Origin of the sequence: Blautia sp. MSK20_18 (assembly GCF_020553125.1) — a bacterium.
Taxonomy (GTDB): domain Bacteria; phylum Bacillota; class Clostridia; order Lachnospirales; family Lachnospiraceae; genus Blautia_A; species Blautia_A fusiformis.
Genome location: NZ_JAJCGR010000058.1, coordinates 1 through 12,113, shown reverse-complemented (window position 1 = coordinate 12,113; position 12,113 = coordinate 1). Strand labels below are relative to the sequence as shown.

Below are 12,113 nucleotides of genomic sequence, written 5' to 3'. Positions count from 1 at the left end.
TATGCGCTTTCATCTCGGATATAGAATAACCGAGGATTCCCGCTTTAAATCCTAAAAGAAGTGACTGTAAACGACTTTAAATGGGAACGCAGCATCGGAATTGAAGAATTTATCACATGCAATGAAAGTGATTGGTCCTTGCCATCTGATGTACGGCTGCAATATACGCAATCTGAAATTAAAGAATACCAACCGATTATAGACCATTATAAAACAGTTACAGAAACAAAAACCAGACCGGTATTTGACCATAACGAGGCTCATACGTCTTACAAGGACCTTGGCAACGGTTATTTTGAGAAACATGCTTACTACACACCCGTTTGCCGTAACGAAACTTATACGGAAACGCACCAGGAACCTGTTTACCGACAAGAACCGGTATATGCTACAAAGTATTATTATGAAATAGATAGATGGCAAGCTGTAGACCACGCAGTGTCGTCTGGAAATGACCAAAAACCTTATTGGTCGAAGCCTAAACTTGGTAGCAAGCAAAAGACTGGAATAAAAACAGAGAGATATTCTGTCATTATTACATATAAAAACAAAAAAAATAAAGATGTAACAAAAGAGTATACAATGAAATATTCTGATTGGAAAACATTAAAAAAAGGCAAAAACGTTAAACTCAAACTCAATAAACTCGGATATGCAGAAATTCCGAATAAAGATGAGGCCAGCTCTGGCTTTGTTTCAAATTCCAAGGTAGATGAATAAAAACACAAGCCCAGCAAGAAAATTGCTGGGCTTTTTAACAAAAGAAACAGCCAGATTTTACTAGCTGTTTAACATAGTGTCCATAGAGAGACTTGAACTCTCACGCCTTTCAGTACATGAGCCTAAATCATGCGCGTCTGCCAATTCCGCCATATGGACATAAATCGCAGTGACAAGATTTGAACTTGCACGCTTTTTCAGCAATTGATTTTGAGTCAACCTCGTCTTCCGAATTCCGACACACTGCGAAAATGCACCAGGAGAGACTTGAACTCTCACGAAGATAATTAAACTTCTTTGGATTTTAAGTCCAATGCGTCTGCCTATTCCGCCACTGGTGCAAATTTAATTTTTCTTTCCTGCTCCTCGCAGGCACCCTAATCGTTTCATTTGTTTTTACCTCTTTTTTCTTATATTTTTAACAGCCAATACAGGAATTGAACCTATGTTTTCAGAGTCAGAATCTGATGTGCTACCACTACACCAATCGGCTGAAATTCGGACGGAGCGACTTGAACGCTCGACAATGTGCATATCAGGCACATACTCTACCATCTGAGATACATCCGAGAGCCGACAGCTGGACTTGAACCTGCGACCTACTGATTACGAATCAGTTGCGCTACCAACTGCGCCATGCCGGCATTAAGATGACGGTGAGATTCGGACTCACGGTGGCAGAGTTGCAGTCTGCTGCCTTAAACCACTTGGCGACGTCATCATCGGGCGGGAGATTCCCGCACGTGTCTGGCGAAGGTGAACGTAAATTCACCGAGTCATCAATATTGCAAAACGGAGTGTAAAGGATTTGAACCTTTGTGCCGCGATACGCGACGCTGGATTAGCAATCCAGTGCAATTAACCTGCTCTGCCAACACTCCAAAGAGCAGATGCAAAAATTTTCGCAGGAGCTACCCGCTGACGGAATTGAACCGACTGCCAAAGCTATACTGACTAGAACACTGTTTTACATCTGCAACACCGCATCCAGGACTTGAACCCGGGACCTAAAGATTAGAAATCTCTTGTTCTATCCAACTGAACTAATGCGGTAAAAACATTCGCAGAGAGATTCGAACTCCCATGATACCGCGAGCTTTGCTCGCGTGTACCAGACGCGGGCGGGGGTTCATGCTCCCACGCACACGTCCAATTACCTTAGTAGCGACGGACAACTAAAGTTGGTCGCGGTTTTCCCGCCCGTCGATAAACCACGGTCCGTAGCCGTGTGCTCTATCCCTTGATAACTCGCTTACGCTCGTTACCAGACTACGGGCGAAGACTTCGCCCTTCGATAAGCTATGCGAATTTAAACGCCGTCTGAGGGATTCGAACCCCCATGTCCTTTCGGGCCACGGTTTTCAAGACCGCTGCAATACCATTCTGCACCAAGACGGCAAAAATAAAATTTATCAAAAAACATTAAAGAAACTGGGCTGGTCAGATTCGAACTGACGTGATACAGCAGTCAAAGTGCTGTGCCTTACCGCTTGGCGACAGCCCAATATATTTTTCCGGCAATGCCCTTTTTCGCCCTGTGAAATCACAGATTTGCAAGTTTAAACGCTATCCCATGCTCTCGCGTACATTGCCAAACAGACACGGAGTGAGTCGAACACCCATCTTCGGTTTTGGAGACCGACATGCTACCATTAACACCACGCGCCTACAAAGTGGACTTCCTGAGACTTGAACTCAGGACCTCCCGGTTATGAGCCGGATGCTCTAACCAACTGAGCTAGAAGTCCAAACACATCTAATTACTTATTCCTGAACTATTTTTTCCAATTCCGCAATCAATGTCTTTAACTGCCGCTGATTATACACAACTGGCTTTCTCTCTTCAGAAGAAACAAGTTCCAATTTCTCTTGATTTTTGTAATATTTTTCAATCAGAAACCAAGCGGGCATCCCTCGCAGCGTTGCGCCGACAATTAAAATCATTTTTTTAGTTTTTCTCTTTCTCTTTCTATTTCACATATTTTTTCAGTTCCTTAATAAGTTCACTTGCCTGCGATTTAGAGTATACTACAGGTCCGCCATCTTCTGATGACAGTATTTCAATTTTGTCTGAATCTTTATGCTGGCTGACCATAAGCCAGGCTTCTCTGCCATATTCGTCGCTGCCAATCACTTTTTTGCATTCTGCTTTTGCCATTTTCTTTTTTCCTTTCATTTTTTTTGTTAAGCACCATGCCGGAATTGAACCGGCATCACAAGTTTGGAAGACTTATGTCATAGCCATTAGACCAATGGTGCATTACTCCATCCGCGACGATTACGCGTCTGGTACATTTATTGGAGTCAGGAGGATTCGAACCTCCGACCTTCTGTTCTTGCGAAACAGATACTCTCCCAACTGAGCTACAACCCCTGTTGCAGGTGACCTTCGCAGAAACCTGCTGCCTCGCCGGTAACTATACTGGTCTCGTATATCCTTACGCTGAACCAATTTCTCCCCGCTCGGGCTACCGTAGAATCCCACAGGATTCATAGTGGATATTTTTGACGAAGGTTTTGTGCATTTTTTTTGCTTTTCAGCAAGAGCTGACAATCGGAATCGAACCGATAACCTCATCATTACAAGTGATGCGCACTGCCAATTGTGCTATGCCAGCGAAGTGACGGCTGCGGGACTTGAACCCTGATGCATTACTGCCGTGAAAGGGCAGTGTCATAACCTTTAGACCAAGCCGCCAAAATGTCAGATGCAGGACTTGAACCTGCGACTTCCGATTTGTAAGAACGGCACTCTCCCAGCTGAGTTAATCTGACAAAGAATTGCGGGAGACGGACTTGAACCGACGACACCGGGGGTATGAACCCCGTGAGCTATCCAACTGCTCTATCCCGCAGTACCGGATACGAGAATCGAACTCACGGCCTCCTGGTCCCAAACCAGGCGCTCTACCAAACTGAGCTAATCCGGTATATGCAGCAGACACGCTGCCGCAATATTGCAGGTGACGAACCTGCAAGAAAAGCGAATGTTGTCATCATACGCTGTGACCTTGTCGGTCAAGCGACCCCACCGGGGATTGAACCCGGAATCTCAGCCGTGACAGGGCTGCGGAATAACCAGTTATCCTATGAGGCCATTATATATACTGGCTTGCGCTTCAAGTATATATCCGCAAATATATACCCGCATTCTTTTTGCAACAAAGCGTAAGCCGAATGGGCAGGGTGAGATTCGAACTCACAATGTTTCTAGTGTGACGGTTTTACAGACCGCTTGCTTCAGCCATTTTGCATACCTACCCTAAATATGTTTCAATTTTGTATTGCAATAGTGATAATCAACTTCCATTATTACTTCATCTCCTTTTTTCTTTCACATATTTAATATGCTAGATTTTTTCTCAATCGGACGAAAAATCCAAAATATTTTTTAAAATATTTTTCCAATCCATTTTTAGCTAATCGTCTCCCAGACCAGCCTCATCAAATTTTTGTTGTACCCTCTCGAACAAGAATCTTCGGTTACTTTTGCATGTCTGACTTTTCTATTGTATTCCTTCCGTCTTGACCGCATATTCACTTTGCATTCTCTTCTATACCAAGACCGGTTATACACTTTTTCTCTGTTTTTTGTCATCATATGTTTCACCTCATTTTTGTCCTAATGTACACTGCCTGCACAGAGATTTGAACTCTGGACCTTGAAATTAAGAGTTTCCTGCTCTACCAAACTAAGCTATACAGGCGATTTCCAGGATTTATCCTGCAATGCGCCTGACGTGATTCGAACACGCGATATACGGGTTAAAAGCCCGCTGCCATACCGCTTGGCTACAGACGCAAATCAATATTCTGTTTTCGGCATTTCGCCTTCTGTTTTCGTTTTGTCTTTCTCATTATCTTTAACTCCTTTTTTTTATTTTTCTTTTTTATATGTCCCCGACATAAATGTCGGGAACATCAGCTGGCGCGGCGGGACTTGAACCCGCGACATCTTGGTTAACGGCCAAGCGCTCTACCTGCTGAGCTACACGTCAATATTTCTTTACTGGCAAACCTTTACCCTCCAATCACATACAGCCATAACTATATGCTAAATGGAGCATACGGGAATCGAACCCGCCGCCTCCTGCTTGCAAAACAGGCGTCGCCCCATTGCGACTAATACCCCATATTCGCCGGCAGCCTTCCTGCCGGCATATTTAACTTACCTGCTATACACCTTTTCAACCCCGTCTTCAAACTTAACGGTAATCTTATCCGGATATCCGGACTGGTCAGATGTATACGGAAGATGTCTCATTTTAACAATCTTCCCTTCTTTTTTGTGATTACTTTCGCATTTCTGACACTGTTTTTTGTCTCTGTATTCTGTTCCGCAAATATCGCATTTCCAAAGTGTAGTTTCTTTCATTTTATCTTCTCCTTTTCGCTTTTTTCAGGAAAAATATTCTAAAATATCTTCACACCGAATGACCTTTTCTTTTCTGTCAAATGCCTCATTCCAAGGTGCCTGATTCTGAGTCAGAATCGTTAAATCGGCTGCAGAAAAATCAGCAAATCTGTCAACGACTTCTTCAATTCTTTTTCTGTCTTCTCTTTCAAATCCTTTTTGTGTATCTTCCAGGCTCCGGAATCTGATTTGAATATCAGTGCTGCCGAACTGTTTATATTTTCTGTACACTTCCGGAATCACCGGCCCAAAATCCCATGCCTCAATATCTTCTGAAAAGCATGGCTTTTTGGTATGTATCAGAGAATATGCCTGAATCAGATAAAGGATTTTCTGAAGTTTCAGATTAGAAATGCCGTAATCTTTGACTTCGCTGTATGTAATTACATATTCTGCCACATCTTGAACGTCGTACATTTTTTCTGCTCCTTTTCTCTTCTCGTGTATTTTTTCTTTACACTTACAGTATGCCAGAGTTTTCAAAAATGCGAAATTTTTTGCGGATTATTTTTTGGTCTCTGCGTTCAGCCAAGAACCAGACAAAACCAAGTGGACGGTAGAGGAATCGAACCTCTGACGCGCAGGGCTTCAACCTGCCGCTCTTCCGTCTGAGCTAACCGTCCAAATTAGACGGTGTAAAATCGCGTTTTCATATTTTTCTCCTTTTTTTCTTTTTTCAGCATCCGGGTGCCTGTTCCGTCAGCATCAGTAAGAAAAATTCTTACCAGGCTGCGGCTTAAACATCACCCCGGGTGCCTGTTCCGGAATAAAAGAAAAACCGCCTGCCTGGATATATTTCCAGCAAACGGTCTAAGTATTGTAAAATCCATCATATATAACACAATCCCTGCGTATAATCAAAATTTCAACACTTCAACCGTCGCTTACTCCACGTGTATTTTTGTTCTCCACAATCATTAAAACTATAGACTGACCCTGTAAAATCGCATACTGACCAAGGCATGCCTGTTGTGGCATACTGCTTAGATTCATTATTTGATTTCGCATTATAAAGTCTCTGTTTTAACATAGCGGTTATTCTCTCCTTATTTTTTAGATTTTTTGTTATATTCAATATGCAGAATTTTTCAAAAAAATATAACATTTTTTAAAAAGCAAAGTGCCCATCGCTTATTTGACGAAAGCGCATGCTTGCGATATTCAACATATCGTCTGATAGCACGCGTACACAGCTTGGTTTTCGCTGTTACTTCATCAAATAAGAGACAGGCACTTCTCTTATCTATGTTATGTATTATAGCACAGTTATAACAATGTGTCAAGCATTTTTTTAAATTTATTTTTTTGACCTGACAAAAATGCCATAGCCAATTAGCGCGACAACGAACGCAAATGTAAGCTGTGCTGCAACATCAATAATTGACACGTGATACCATTTTTTTTCTTTCGTTTCTTTCTCTTCCTCAGTTGGCACAGCCGCGCTTTCCTTTACAGATGACACGTCATCAGCGGAATCAGCGGAGGAATCGTCGGAACTAGACTGGGTGTCTTCACTTTCATCAACTGAACCTGAAGTAATATCTTCAGCCGTAGTACCGTCTTTGAATTCTTCGCCTGCATTTTCGTCTGCGTTAGCAGGGGAATCCGCTTTTTTAGTCCTTTTTTCATTTTCTTTATCTGTAGAATTCACTTCTTTAACCGTTTCTGTGACAGTTTCCGCTGTGACCATATGAACCGGCATAAGCCCTGGTGCCAAGGCAAGCGCCAAGGCCCCAGTTGTTAAAACTTTTGTAATTTGAATCACACTTTTCTTTTTTTTCATATTTTTCCCCTTATACTCTGTTTTCCGGAATGTCATCTTTATCCTTATCTGTGGTTTTTACATCTTTCAGTTTAGACTTTTCCGCATTTCCAATTCTGGCATTCTTTCTCGCTTCAATCTTTGCAGATTCCCTTTCGCTTCCATAAGAAGCCCTGACGCCATCCATGGCATCCTGTCTCTTCTCATCTTCTGTTCTTAATCCAAAGTCCGGAGTGAACATCTCTTTCATCATTTCATTATTAGAATCATCAATTTCCTCATCCGCTGCTTCCATTGATTCTGCGGTAACCTGTGCAGCAACAAGCTCATTCATCTCTCTTTCGATGTCAGCTTCAACTTTTGCAAAGTCAACCTCAAACGGACTGAATCCGACATTCTCTGTAGCATAAATCATCTGAAGCAATGTAGAGCCTTTACCACTTTCAGAGTATCCTCTCACGCATACTAAAGGGTTCATAAGCGACAAAATATGAGACGCGTTTCTGTCTAACGATGTGATACTGGAAAGCATCAGCAAATTTTCGCCATTAATGTCAGAGTGGAATTGTTCTACAATCTTCATTACCTGATTAATTAATAATACGTCTGCATTCCTGAAATCCAGCTCCAGCATCGTAAATGGCCCCATGAATGATACATATGTAACGATAGCCTCAACTGCCACCAGATACTTATATGGGGCGCCAATAGTCTTATCTTCATTGATTGGATATAAGCCAAAATCTATTACCGATTTTGCCATGTCATCATCATCTGTTCCGACTAAAAAATCAAGTATATCATTAAGTTTAACTTCTTTTCCGTTTTTGTCTGTAATCATTTTTCCTCCTTTTTTTTAACGAGTTCAGTTATCGATAGTCGGGGATTTCCCGCTCCATATTAATATGCAAAAAAAACGCGTAAAAGCTACGCGTTTTTTCAAATTGATAACTCGCGCTTCGTGCTCGTAACCAGACTTCGAACGTGGATTTAAACCCGCGTGCGAAGTTAAAGCCGGAGCATTTGACCCGCGGACGACTTTTTGTCGGCCGTGAATTTCTCGTTCTTCGTTAATTAAACATCCTCATGCTGATTTCTCTGCTTTTAAACAGCATAAACAGAGCAGCAAGCATAATTCCTACTCCCGTAAACAGATTCGAAGGTGTAGTCAGTGAATTTACGAATTTTTCGATATCACTTTTTGGGTATGCTTCTTTCATATTTACAAGTGTTCCGGTTTGTTCCTCCTGGGACTTGACCTCTTCATCCTTTCTTCCGGTCTCTGTCACTTTATTAATTTTTGTCACTTTTCCATTTTCATCTGTCTCCATATCGACGTTAAGGCTTCTTATCTCAATCTCTCGTTTTCCCGTAGTCGTATGTTCCAGGTAAGTTGCTGGGTTTTCAACTTTTCCGCTCGTGCTATTTGAAATCCTTCCGTCAACGATAATTGAGTTATGGATAAAAGTTACGCTTGCACTAATCACCAGAATCACGACTATCTGAAACATGATTCCCATTGAACGCTTTATGTATCTGACAATATCTGTATTTGCTCCTTTCCCGAAAAATGAGACGCCTGCAACCAATGGTGCCGCTGAAATGCGAATGACCAATTCCATAATTCTCGATGTCGCAAAGAAATAAAGAATACTGTAAAAAACGACAGAGACGAAATATGGTACCACTATTGACATCAACATCCCAACCCTTGACGTCAAGCCAAACGCCGCCAAGCCATTTTGCAGCTTATCCTTATCCACACCTTTTATTTCGTTAGCAATGATGGAACCAGTAAGTTCTTTATTCATATCATTAAATACTGCCGATGTAAAATCTAACATCAATTGGAAGATAGTCGAAATGTTCATTAATATAACGTAAAGCATAAAAAACTTCAAAAAGTGTACAAAGAAATTATGCAGTGTAAAATCTCCGGCTGATGCCTTGTCTCCAAGGGAGACTAAGAATCCAACTGTTAATAGTCCAACGCCAAGGATAGACATCGCGGAACACATTGTTGAAAACCAGTCTTGTTGATATAAAACGTTGACATACGAATTATAATCGTTAAATATCTTCGCGATGTCACTTGGTTTATAAAGAAATCTGTATACTTGTACTAAAAATGTGGCCAACAAACTATTCACATTATCACCCCCTACATTATACACCGACTATCGTATTACATAACGACATTGACTGCTTTATCAGGCCTATCTTTATCATACAAAGCAATAAGAAATAAATAAGCTTAGGCCCTCCTATTAGCGTGTCCATAAAGGCTATGGTTTTATCTTTTTCAAATGTTTTATATTCATTTGCGATTTTTGCATATCCTTTTTTGCTGTATTTATAAGAGGCGTTCGCTTTATTACTTGTCCTTGCGAACACTTGTATTCCTAAGGTCTTTTCATAATTTTTGTACTCTTCTTCCATATCTTTTGTCACTCTATGTGGATTTGACAATTTTCTTTTGGCTGTAGAAATATCTGACTTTAGTGTCAAGCCATTCGCCGACTGCACATTGTCAAATGCGCTATATCCAAGCTTATCAACCGCTGCAGCTACATCCTTTTTAAGCTTTGATTTGTTCCTTTTTTGGGAATTAATCATATCCTTCTTCGCATCTTCTATGGTCTGACTGGTCTGCCCGGCATCACTATAAACATCTCCTGATGTCATATACCCTGCGATATTAGTTACAGCCAATACTATCAGCATGATAACGGAGCATTGAAGAGACATTGCAAATGTCTTCTTCAAAAACCTTGCAGCGTCAGACCTGCGAGAGCCTTCAAAGCAGTTTGCAATAGCGATTGGAGACGCTGCAGCGCATACGCATATCCTAAGCACACGGGTTACAACCACATATATAATTGCGACATCAGTAGCCAAACAGGCAACATATGGAATTAAACCGTTAAACATATACTGTATTTCTTTAATAAGCCCTATATCGTCAATACTTTCCTCAAATGCTGTTGTATAGCTTGATAGTGACGCAACAGTCGCTGTATTCTTTATCAGCAGCGAAGTCATAGAATCACCAAGCCAAAACAAAAACCTGACTATTTCAAACGAATACATAGCGAGCACAAAACCTACAAAATATTGAATGAGTGTTTTAAAAATAACCTTTGGAGAGGTCTCCATTCCTGCCATACGCGTTCCAAAAGAAATAACGAAATAGACAGCCAGCATCCCAAGCGCGATTACTCTCAGCTGCACATATACGGAATGCATTGGGCCTCCGTCTGCTAACGTATCTGAAATCGCATCGCTGTATGTTGTTAAAATCTTCTGTATTCCATCAAGTGAATACATGCTATTGTAAATAAGCAGATACATACTTGCTATAAAATGGTCCACTACTCAACACCCCCTTTATATATTTGTATTTGTAATGTAGCTGCAGAGTTTGGCCGATGAATGTATCATTAAAACCTTCGTTATGAGCAAAATAACAAATAAAACCATCTTTCCACCGTCTGCGCCTATACACCACTTGAAGAATCGCTCTGTAGACTCAATGGTCATTCTGTATTTTTTATTTTTTAAAATCTCTTTTGCCTTATCTTTTGCCTCATTTTTTACAGCGCCAATATCTCGACCTGTATTTTTTATTATTCCATCTGCACCAACCAATTTATATTTTTCGCTGTCTTTTAGCTTTTCTTTTTTATTTTCGGAGTCAATCTTCACGTCATCGCCTTTTACGACTGCTCCAACGGCTTTTAACGCGCTTTTGATATCATTAGCGCCCTCCCATACAACTTCAACGATACTGGCCTTATGGTCTGTATATTCAAAGTTGTTTATTGGATATAAGACAGCCTTGTTATTTTTAATCATTGCTGCTGCATAATTATCTTCTATACTGACGCTGCTTCCATCAACCTTTAAAGTTGAGTCTCCCTGGTCGACAAAATATCCCGTATTTATTGTAGTCAAAATCATTGGGTATACTTGGCAGATAATTGTTACCACTACCAGTTGCAGCATGATTGCAAGCATAGTTTTTATGTACCTAAAGCCGCTACTTTGGAAGTTAATCGTTCCTCCAATGTCATTTTCAAAAATATCTGCTACTCCAATTGGAGCAAAAACATAGTACACAAATAATTGGATAATCCTTGTTACCGCAAAATATGTGACATACAACCTTGTTGCAAGACTTGCCAAAACAAGCAACAATGCTGACAACGTATACCCTATAATAGCGCCAATGGAAAAATGGTCGTATACACATCGGCTTAACAGAACCTGCACCACTTCGTTTCCAAGGATTTTGCTTACCGCCGTTGAGCCGTTTTGCAAATTGATAAATTCACCATTTAGTGTTTCAACAAATGTCAGCATAAATATAAAAATCTGTTTGCTGTAAAAAATCACAAATACCGTACCTAATGCTGTGCAGAATGACTTTCCAACCTGTAATGTTGATAGCTGATTGGCCATAGCCTTTGCGGACAAGTCAGAAAAAAAATAATACAGCATCATAACAAGGCCTATCGCAATAATAATATTTGTAAAAGCGCTTGCCACCGGGTTATCATTAATCATATGCTTCAAGTATCCGTTAAACTTCTCTATGATGTCTGCATATGTTGTGTCCGCTCCGTAAACATTTGTGTAAATGTCAATGTACCAGTTGACGAGAAATGACGACGAGATATACATAAGAGGATATTTCATTCCTGCAGCTGCCGCTATTAATGGAAAAGCCCACATCTTTTATCACCTCCATATTTAGCAAAAGGGCATGTTCTACATGCCCTTTTGCCCCAAATTACGCTCGCGTTTCGCCTTCACCGACTTTTGTCGTCATAGCATTGTACAACTTAGTATCCTTCGGGAAGCTATCAATAAACGGTATAATATCGGTTCCATTGTAGATAAGGCCATGCCCGGAACCTGCGCTTGTGATATATTCCATCTCAGCATCTGTTAAATTATACATCTGCTGCATCTGAGCACGTCCATATGCATTCATAGACAACATCATTACGAACTCAGAGTTACCCACAATTGCTCGGCCTTCTTCGGTCTTCATCATATCTTCAACCTGCTGTGTGATTCCAGTCGGAATTCCATTCCATTTTCTTGCACGTCTCCAAATCTGCTGCGTATATTTTGCAGATACTTCCGTCTGTGCGAGCAATCTCGATAGGTCAGACGCTTTCACGCCTTTCGCCCCGAGCCACACCGTGCAAG

The 12,113-nt window shown here is 41.0% G+C and carries 11 protein-coding genes and 27 tRNA genes; 1 reads left to right on the top strand and 37 read right to left on the bottom strand.

Annotated features, from left to right (window positions below; all coding sequences use genetic code 11):
• Positions 1-60: 60 nt before the first annotated feature.
• Positions 61-720, top strand: a complete 660-nt coding sequence (locus LI091_RS17560; RefSeq protein ID WP_173734093.1) for a hypothetical protein — start codon at positions 61-63, stop codon at positions 718-720.
• 77 nt (positions 721-797) lie between these two features.
• Here the strand turns inward: LI091_RS17560 and LI091_RS17555 are convergent.
• From LI091_RS17555 to LI091_RS17375, 37 genes are all read right to left on the bottom strand, one after another.
• Positions 798-879: transfer RNA gene (locus LI091_RS17555), tRNA-Leu, on the bottom strand.
• A 5-nt stretch (positions 880-884) separates the two neighbouring features.
• Positions 885-968: transfer RNA gene (locus tag LI091_RS17550), tRNA-Leu, on the bottom strand.
• A gap of 4 nt (positions 969-972) precedes the next feature.
• Positions 973-1,061, bottom strand: a tRNA-Leu gene (locus LI091_RS17545).
• Positions 1,062-1,142: 81 nt separating this feature from the next.
• Positions 1,143-1,213, bottom strand: a tRNA-Gln gene (locus LI091_RS17540).
• A 4-nt stretch (positions 1,214-1,217) separates the two neighbouring features.
• Positions 1,218-1,290: transfer RNA gene (locus LI091_RS17535), tRNA-Ile, on the bottom strand.
• A gap of 1 nt (position 1,291) precedes the next feature.
• Positions 1,292-1,364, bottom strand: a tRNA-Thr gene (locus LI091_RS17530).
• A 4-nt stretch (positions 1,365-1,368) separates the two neighbouring features.
• Positions 1,369-1,441 (bottom strand) — tRNA-Cys (locus LI091_RS17525).
• A 72-nt stretch (positions 1,442-1,513) separates the two neighbouring features.
• Positions 1,514-1,601, bottom strand: a tRNA-Ser gene (locus tag LI091_RS17520).
• 98 nt (positions 1,602-1,699) lie between these two features.
• Positions 1,700-1,773, bottom strand: a tRNA-Arg gene (locus LI091_RS17515).
• A 261-nt stretch (positions 1,774-2,034) separates the two neighbouring features.
• Positions 2,035-2,118, bottom strand: a tRNA-Ser gene (locus LI091_RS17510).
• A 33-nt stretch (positions 2,119-2,151) separates the two neighbouring features.
• Positions 2,152-2,224, bottom strand: a tRNA-Gln gene (locus LI091_RS17505).
• A 92-nt stretch (positions 2,225-2,316) separates the two neighbouring features.
• Positions 2,317-2,388 (bottom strand) — tRNA-Trp (locus LI091_RS17500).
• A gap of 6 nt (positions 2,389-2,394) precedes the next feature.
• Positions 2,395-2,468: transfer RNA gene (locus tag LI091_RS17495), tRNA-Ile, on the bottom strand.
• Between the two features lie 16 nt (positions 2,469-2,484).
• Entirely contained in the window at positions 2,485-2,664 is a 180-nt protein-coding gene (locus LI091_RS17490; RefSeq protein WP_173734092.1) for a hypothetical protein, read from the bottom strand.
• 25 nt (positions 2,665-2,689) lie between these two features.
• Positions 2,690-2,878 carry a hypothetical protein gene (locus tag LI091_RS17485; RefSeq protein ID WP_265191410.1) on the bottom strand — a complete coding sequence of 63 codons (189 nt, stop codon included), beginning with the start codon at positions 2,876-2,878 and terminating at the stop codon, positions 2,690-2,692.
• Positions 2,879-2,907: 29 nt separating this feature from the next.
• Positions 2,908-2,979 (bottom strand) — tRNA-Gly (locus LI091_RS17480).
• Between the two features lie 40 nt (positions 2,980-3,019).
• A tRNA-Ala gene (locus LI091_RS17475) sits at positions 3,020-3,094 on the bottom strand.
• Positions 3,095-3,265: 171 nt separating this feature from the next.
• Positions 3,266-3,338: transfer RNA gene (locus LI091_RS17470), tRNA-Thr, on the bottom strand.
• A gap of 4 nt (positions 3,339-3,342) precedes the next feature.
• Positions 3,343-3,418 (bottom strand) — tRNA-Glu (locus tag LI091_RS17465).
• A gap of 4 nt (positions 3,419-3,422) precedes the next feature.
• Positions 3,423-3,495, bottom strand: a tRNA-Val gene (locus LI091_RS17460).
• 6 nt (positions 3,496-3,501) lie between these two features.
• Positions 3,502-3,575, bottom strand: a tRNA-Met gene (locus LI091_RS17455).
• A gap of 1 nt (position 3,576) precedes the next feature.
• Positions 3,577-3,650, bottom strand: a tRNA-Pro gene (locus tag LI091_RS17450).
• 93 nt (positions 3,651-3,743) lie between these two features.
• Positions 3,744-3,817, bottom strand: a tRNA-Asp gene (locus tag LI091_RS17445).
• 81 nt (positions 3,818-3,898) lie between these two features.
• Positions 3,899-3,983 (bottom strand) — tRNA-Tyr (locus LI091_RS17440).
• A gap of 370 nt (positions 3,984-4,353) precedes the next feature.
• Positions 4,354-4,427 (bottom strand) — tRNA-Lys (locus tag LI091_RS17435).
• Positions 4,428-4,450: 23 nt separating this feature from the next.
• Positions 4,451-4,522: transfer RNA gene (locus tag LI091_RS17430), tRNA-Lys, on the bottom strand.
• A 123-nt stretch (positions 4,523-4,645) separates the two neighbouring features.
• A tRNA-Asn gene (locus tag LI091_RS17425) sits at positions 4,646-4,718 on the bottom strand.
• A gap of 61 nt (positions 4,719-4,779) precedes the next feature.
• Positions 4,780-4,852 (bottom strand) — tRNA-Ala (locus LI091_RS17420).
• A 36-nt stretch (positions 4,853-4,888) separates the two neighbouring features.
• Positions 4,889-5,095 carry a hypothetical protein gene (locus tag LI091_RS17415; protein WP_173734090.1) on the bottom strand — a complete coding sequence of 69 codons (207 nt, stop codon included), beginning with the start codon at positions 5,093-5,095 and terminating at the stop codon, positions 4,889-4,891.
• Between the two features lie 24 nt (positions 5,096-5,119).
• On the bottom strand, positions 5,120-5,551 hold the full coding sequence (locus LI091_RS17410) for a Panacea domain-containing protein (protein ID WP_173734089.1): 432 nt from the start codon (positions 5,549-5,551) through the stop codon (positions 5,120-5,122).
• 133 nt (positions 5,552-5,684) lie between these two features.
• Positions 5,685-5,757, bottom strand: a tRNA-Phe gene (locus tag LI091_RS17405).
• 674 nt (positions 5,758-6,431) lie between these two features.
• Positions 6,432-6,917 carry a hypothetical protein gene (locus LI091_RS17400; protein ID WP_173734088.1) on the bottom strand — a complete coding sequence of 162 codons (486 nt, stop codon included), beginning with the start codon at positions 6,915-6,917 and terminating at the stop codon, positions 6,432-6,434.
• Positions 6,918-6,927: 10 nt separating this feature from the next.
• A complete protein-coding gene (locus LI091_RS17395) occupies positions 6,928-7,737 on the bottom strand; it encodes a hypothetical protein (RefSeq protein WP_173734087.1) in 810 nt (269 codons plus the stop codon).
• Positions 7,738-7,966: 229 nt separating this feature from the next.
• Positions 7,967-9,046 carry a hypothetical protein gene (locus LI091_RS17390; protein ID WP_110102591.1) on the bottom strand — a complete coding sequence of 360 codons (1,080 nt, stop codon included), beginning with the start codon at positions 9,044-9,046 and terminating at the stop codon, positions 7,967-7,969.
• A gap of 16 nt (positions 9,047-9,062) precedes the next feature.
• Entirely contained in the window at positions 9,063-10,268 is a 1,206-nt protein-coding gene (locus tag LI091_RS17385) for a hypothetical protein (protein WP_173734086.1), read from the bottom strand.
• Between the two features lie 15 nt (positions 10,269-10,283).
• Positions 10,284-11,630: a hypothetical protein gene (locus tag LI091_RS17380; protein ID WP_173734085.1), complete on the bottom strand. Its 1,347-nt coding sequence runs from the start codon at positions 11,628-11,630 to the stop codon at positions 10,284-10,286.
• 58 nt (positions 11,631-11,688) lie between these two features.
• On the bottom strand, positions 11,689-12,113 hold a 425-nt coding region (locus tag LI091_RS17375), incomplete at its 5' end, for a TraG/VirB4 family ATPase (protein ID WP_265191409.1).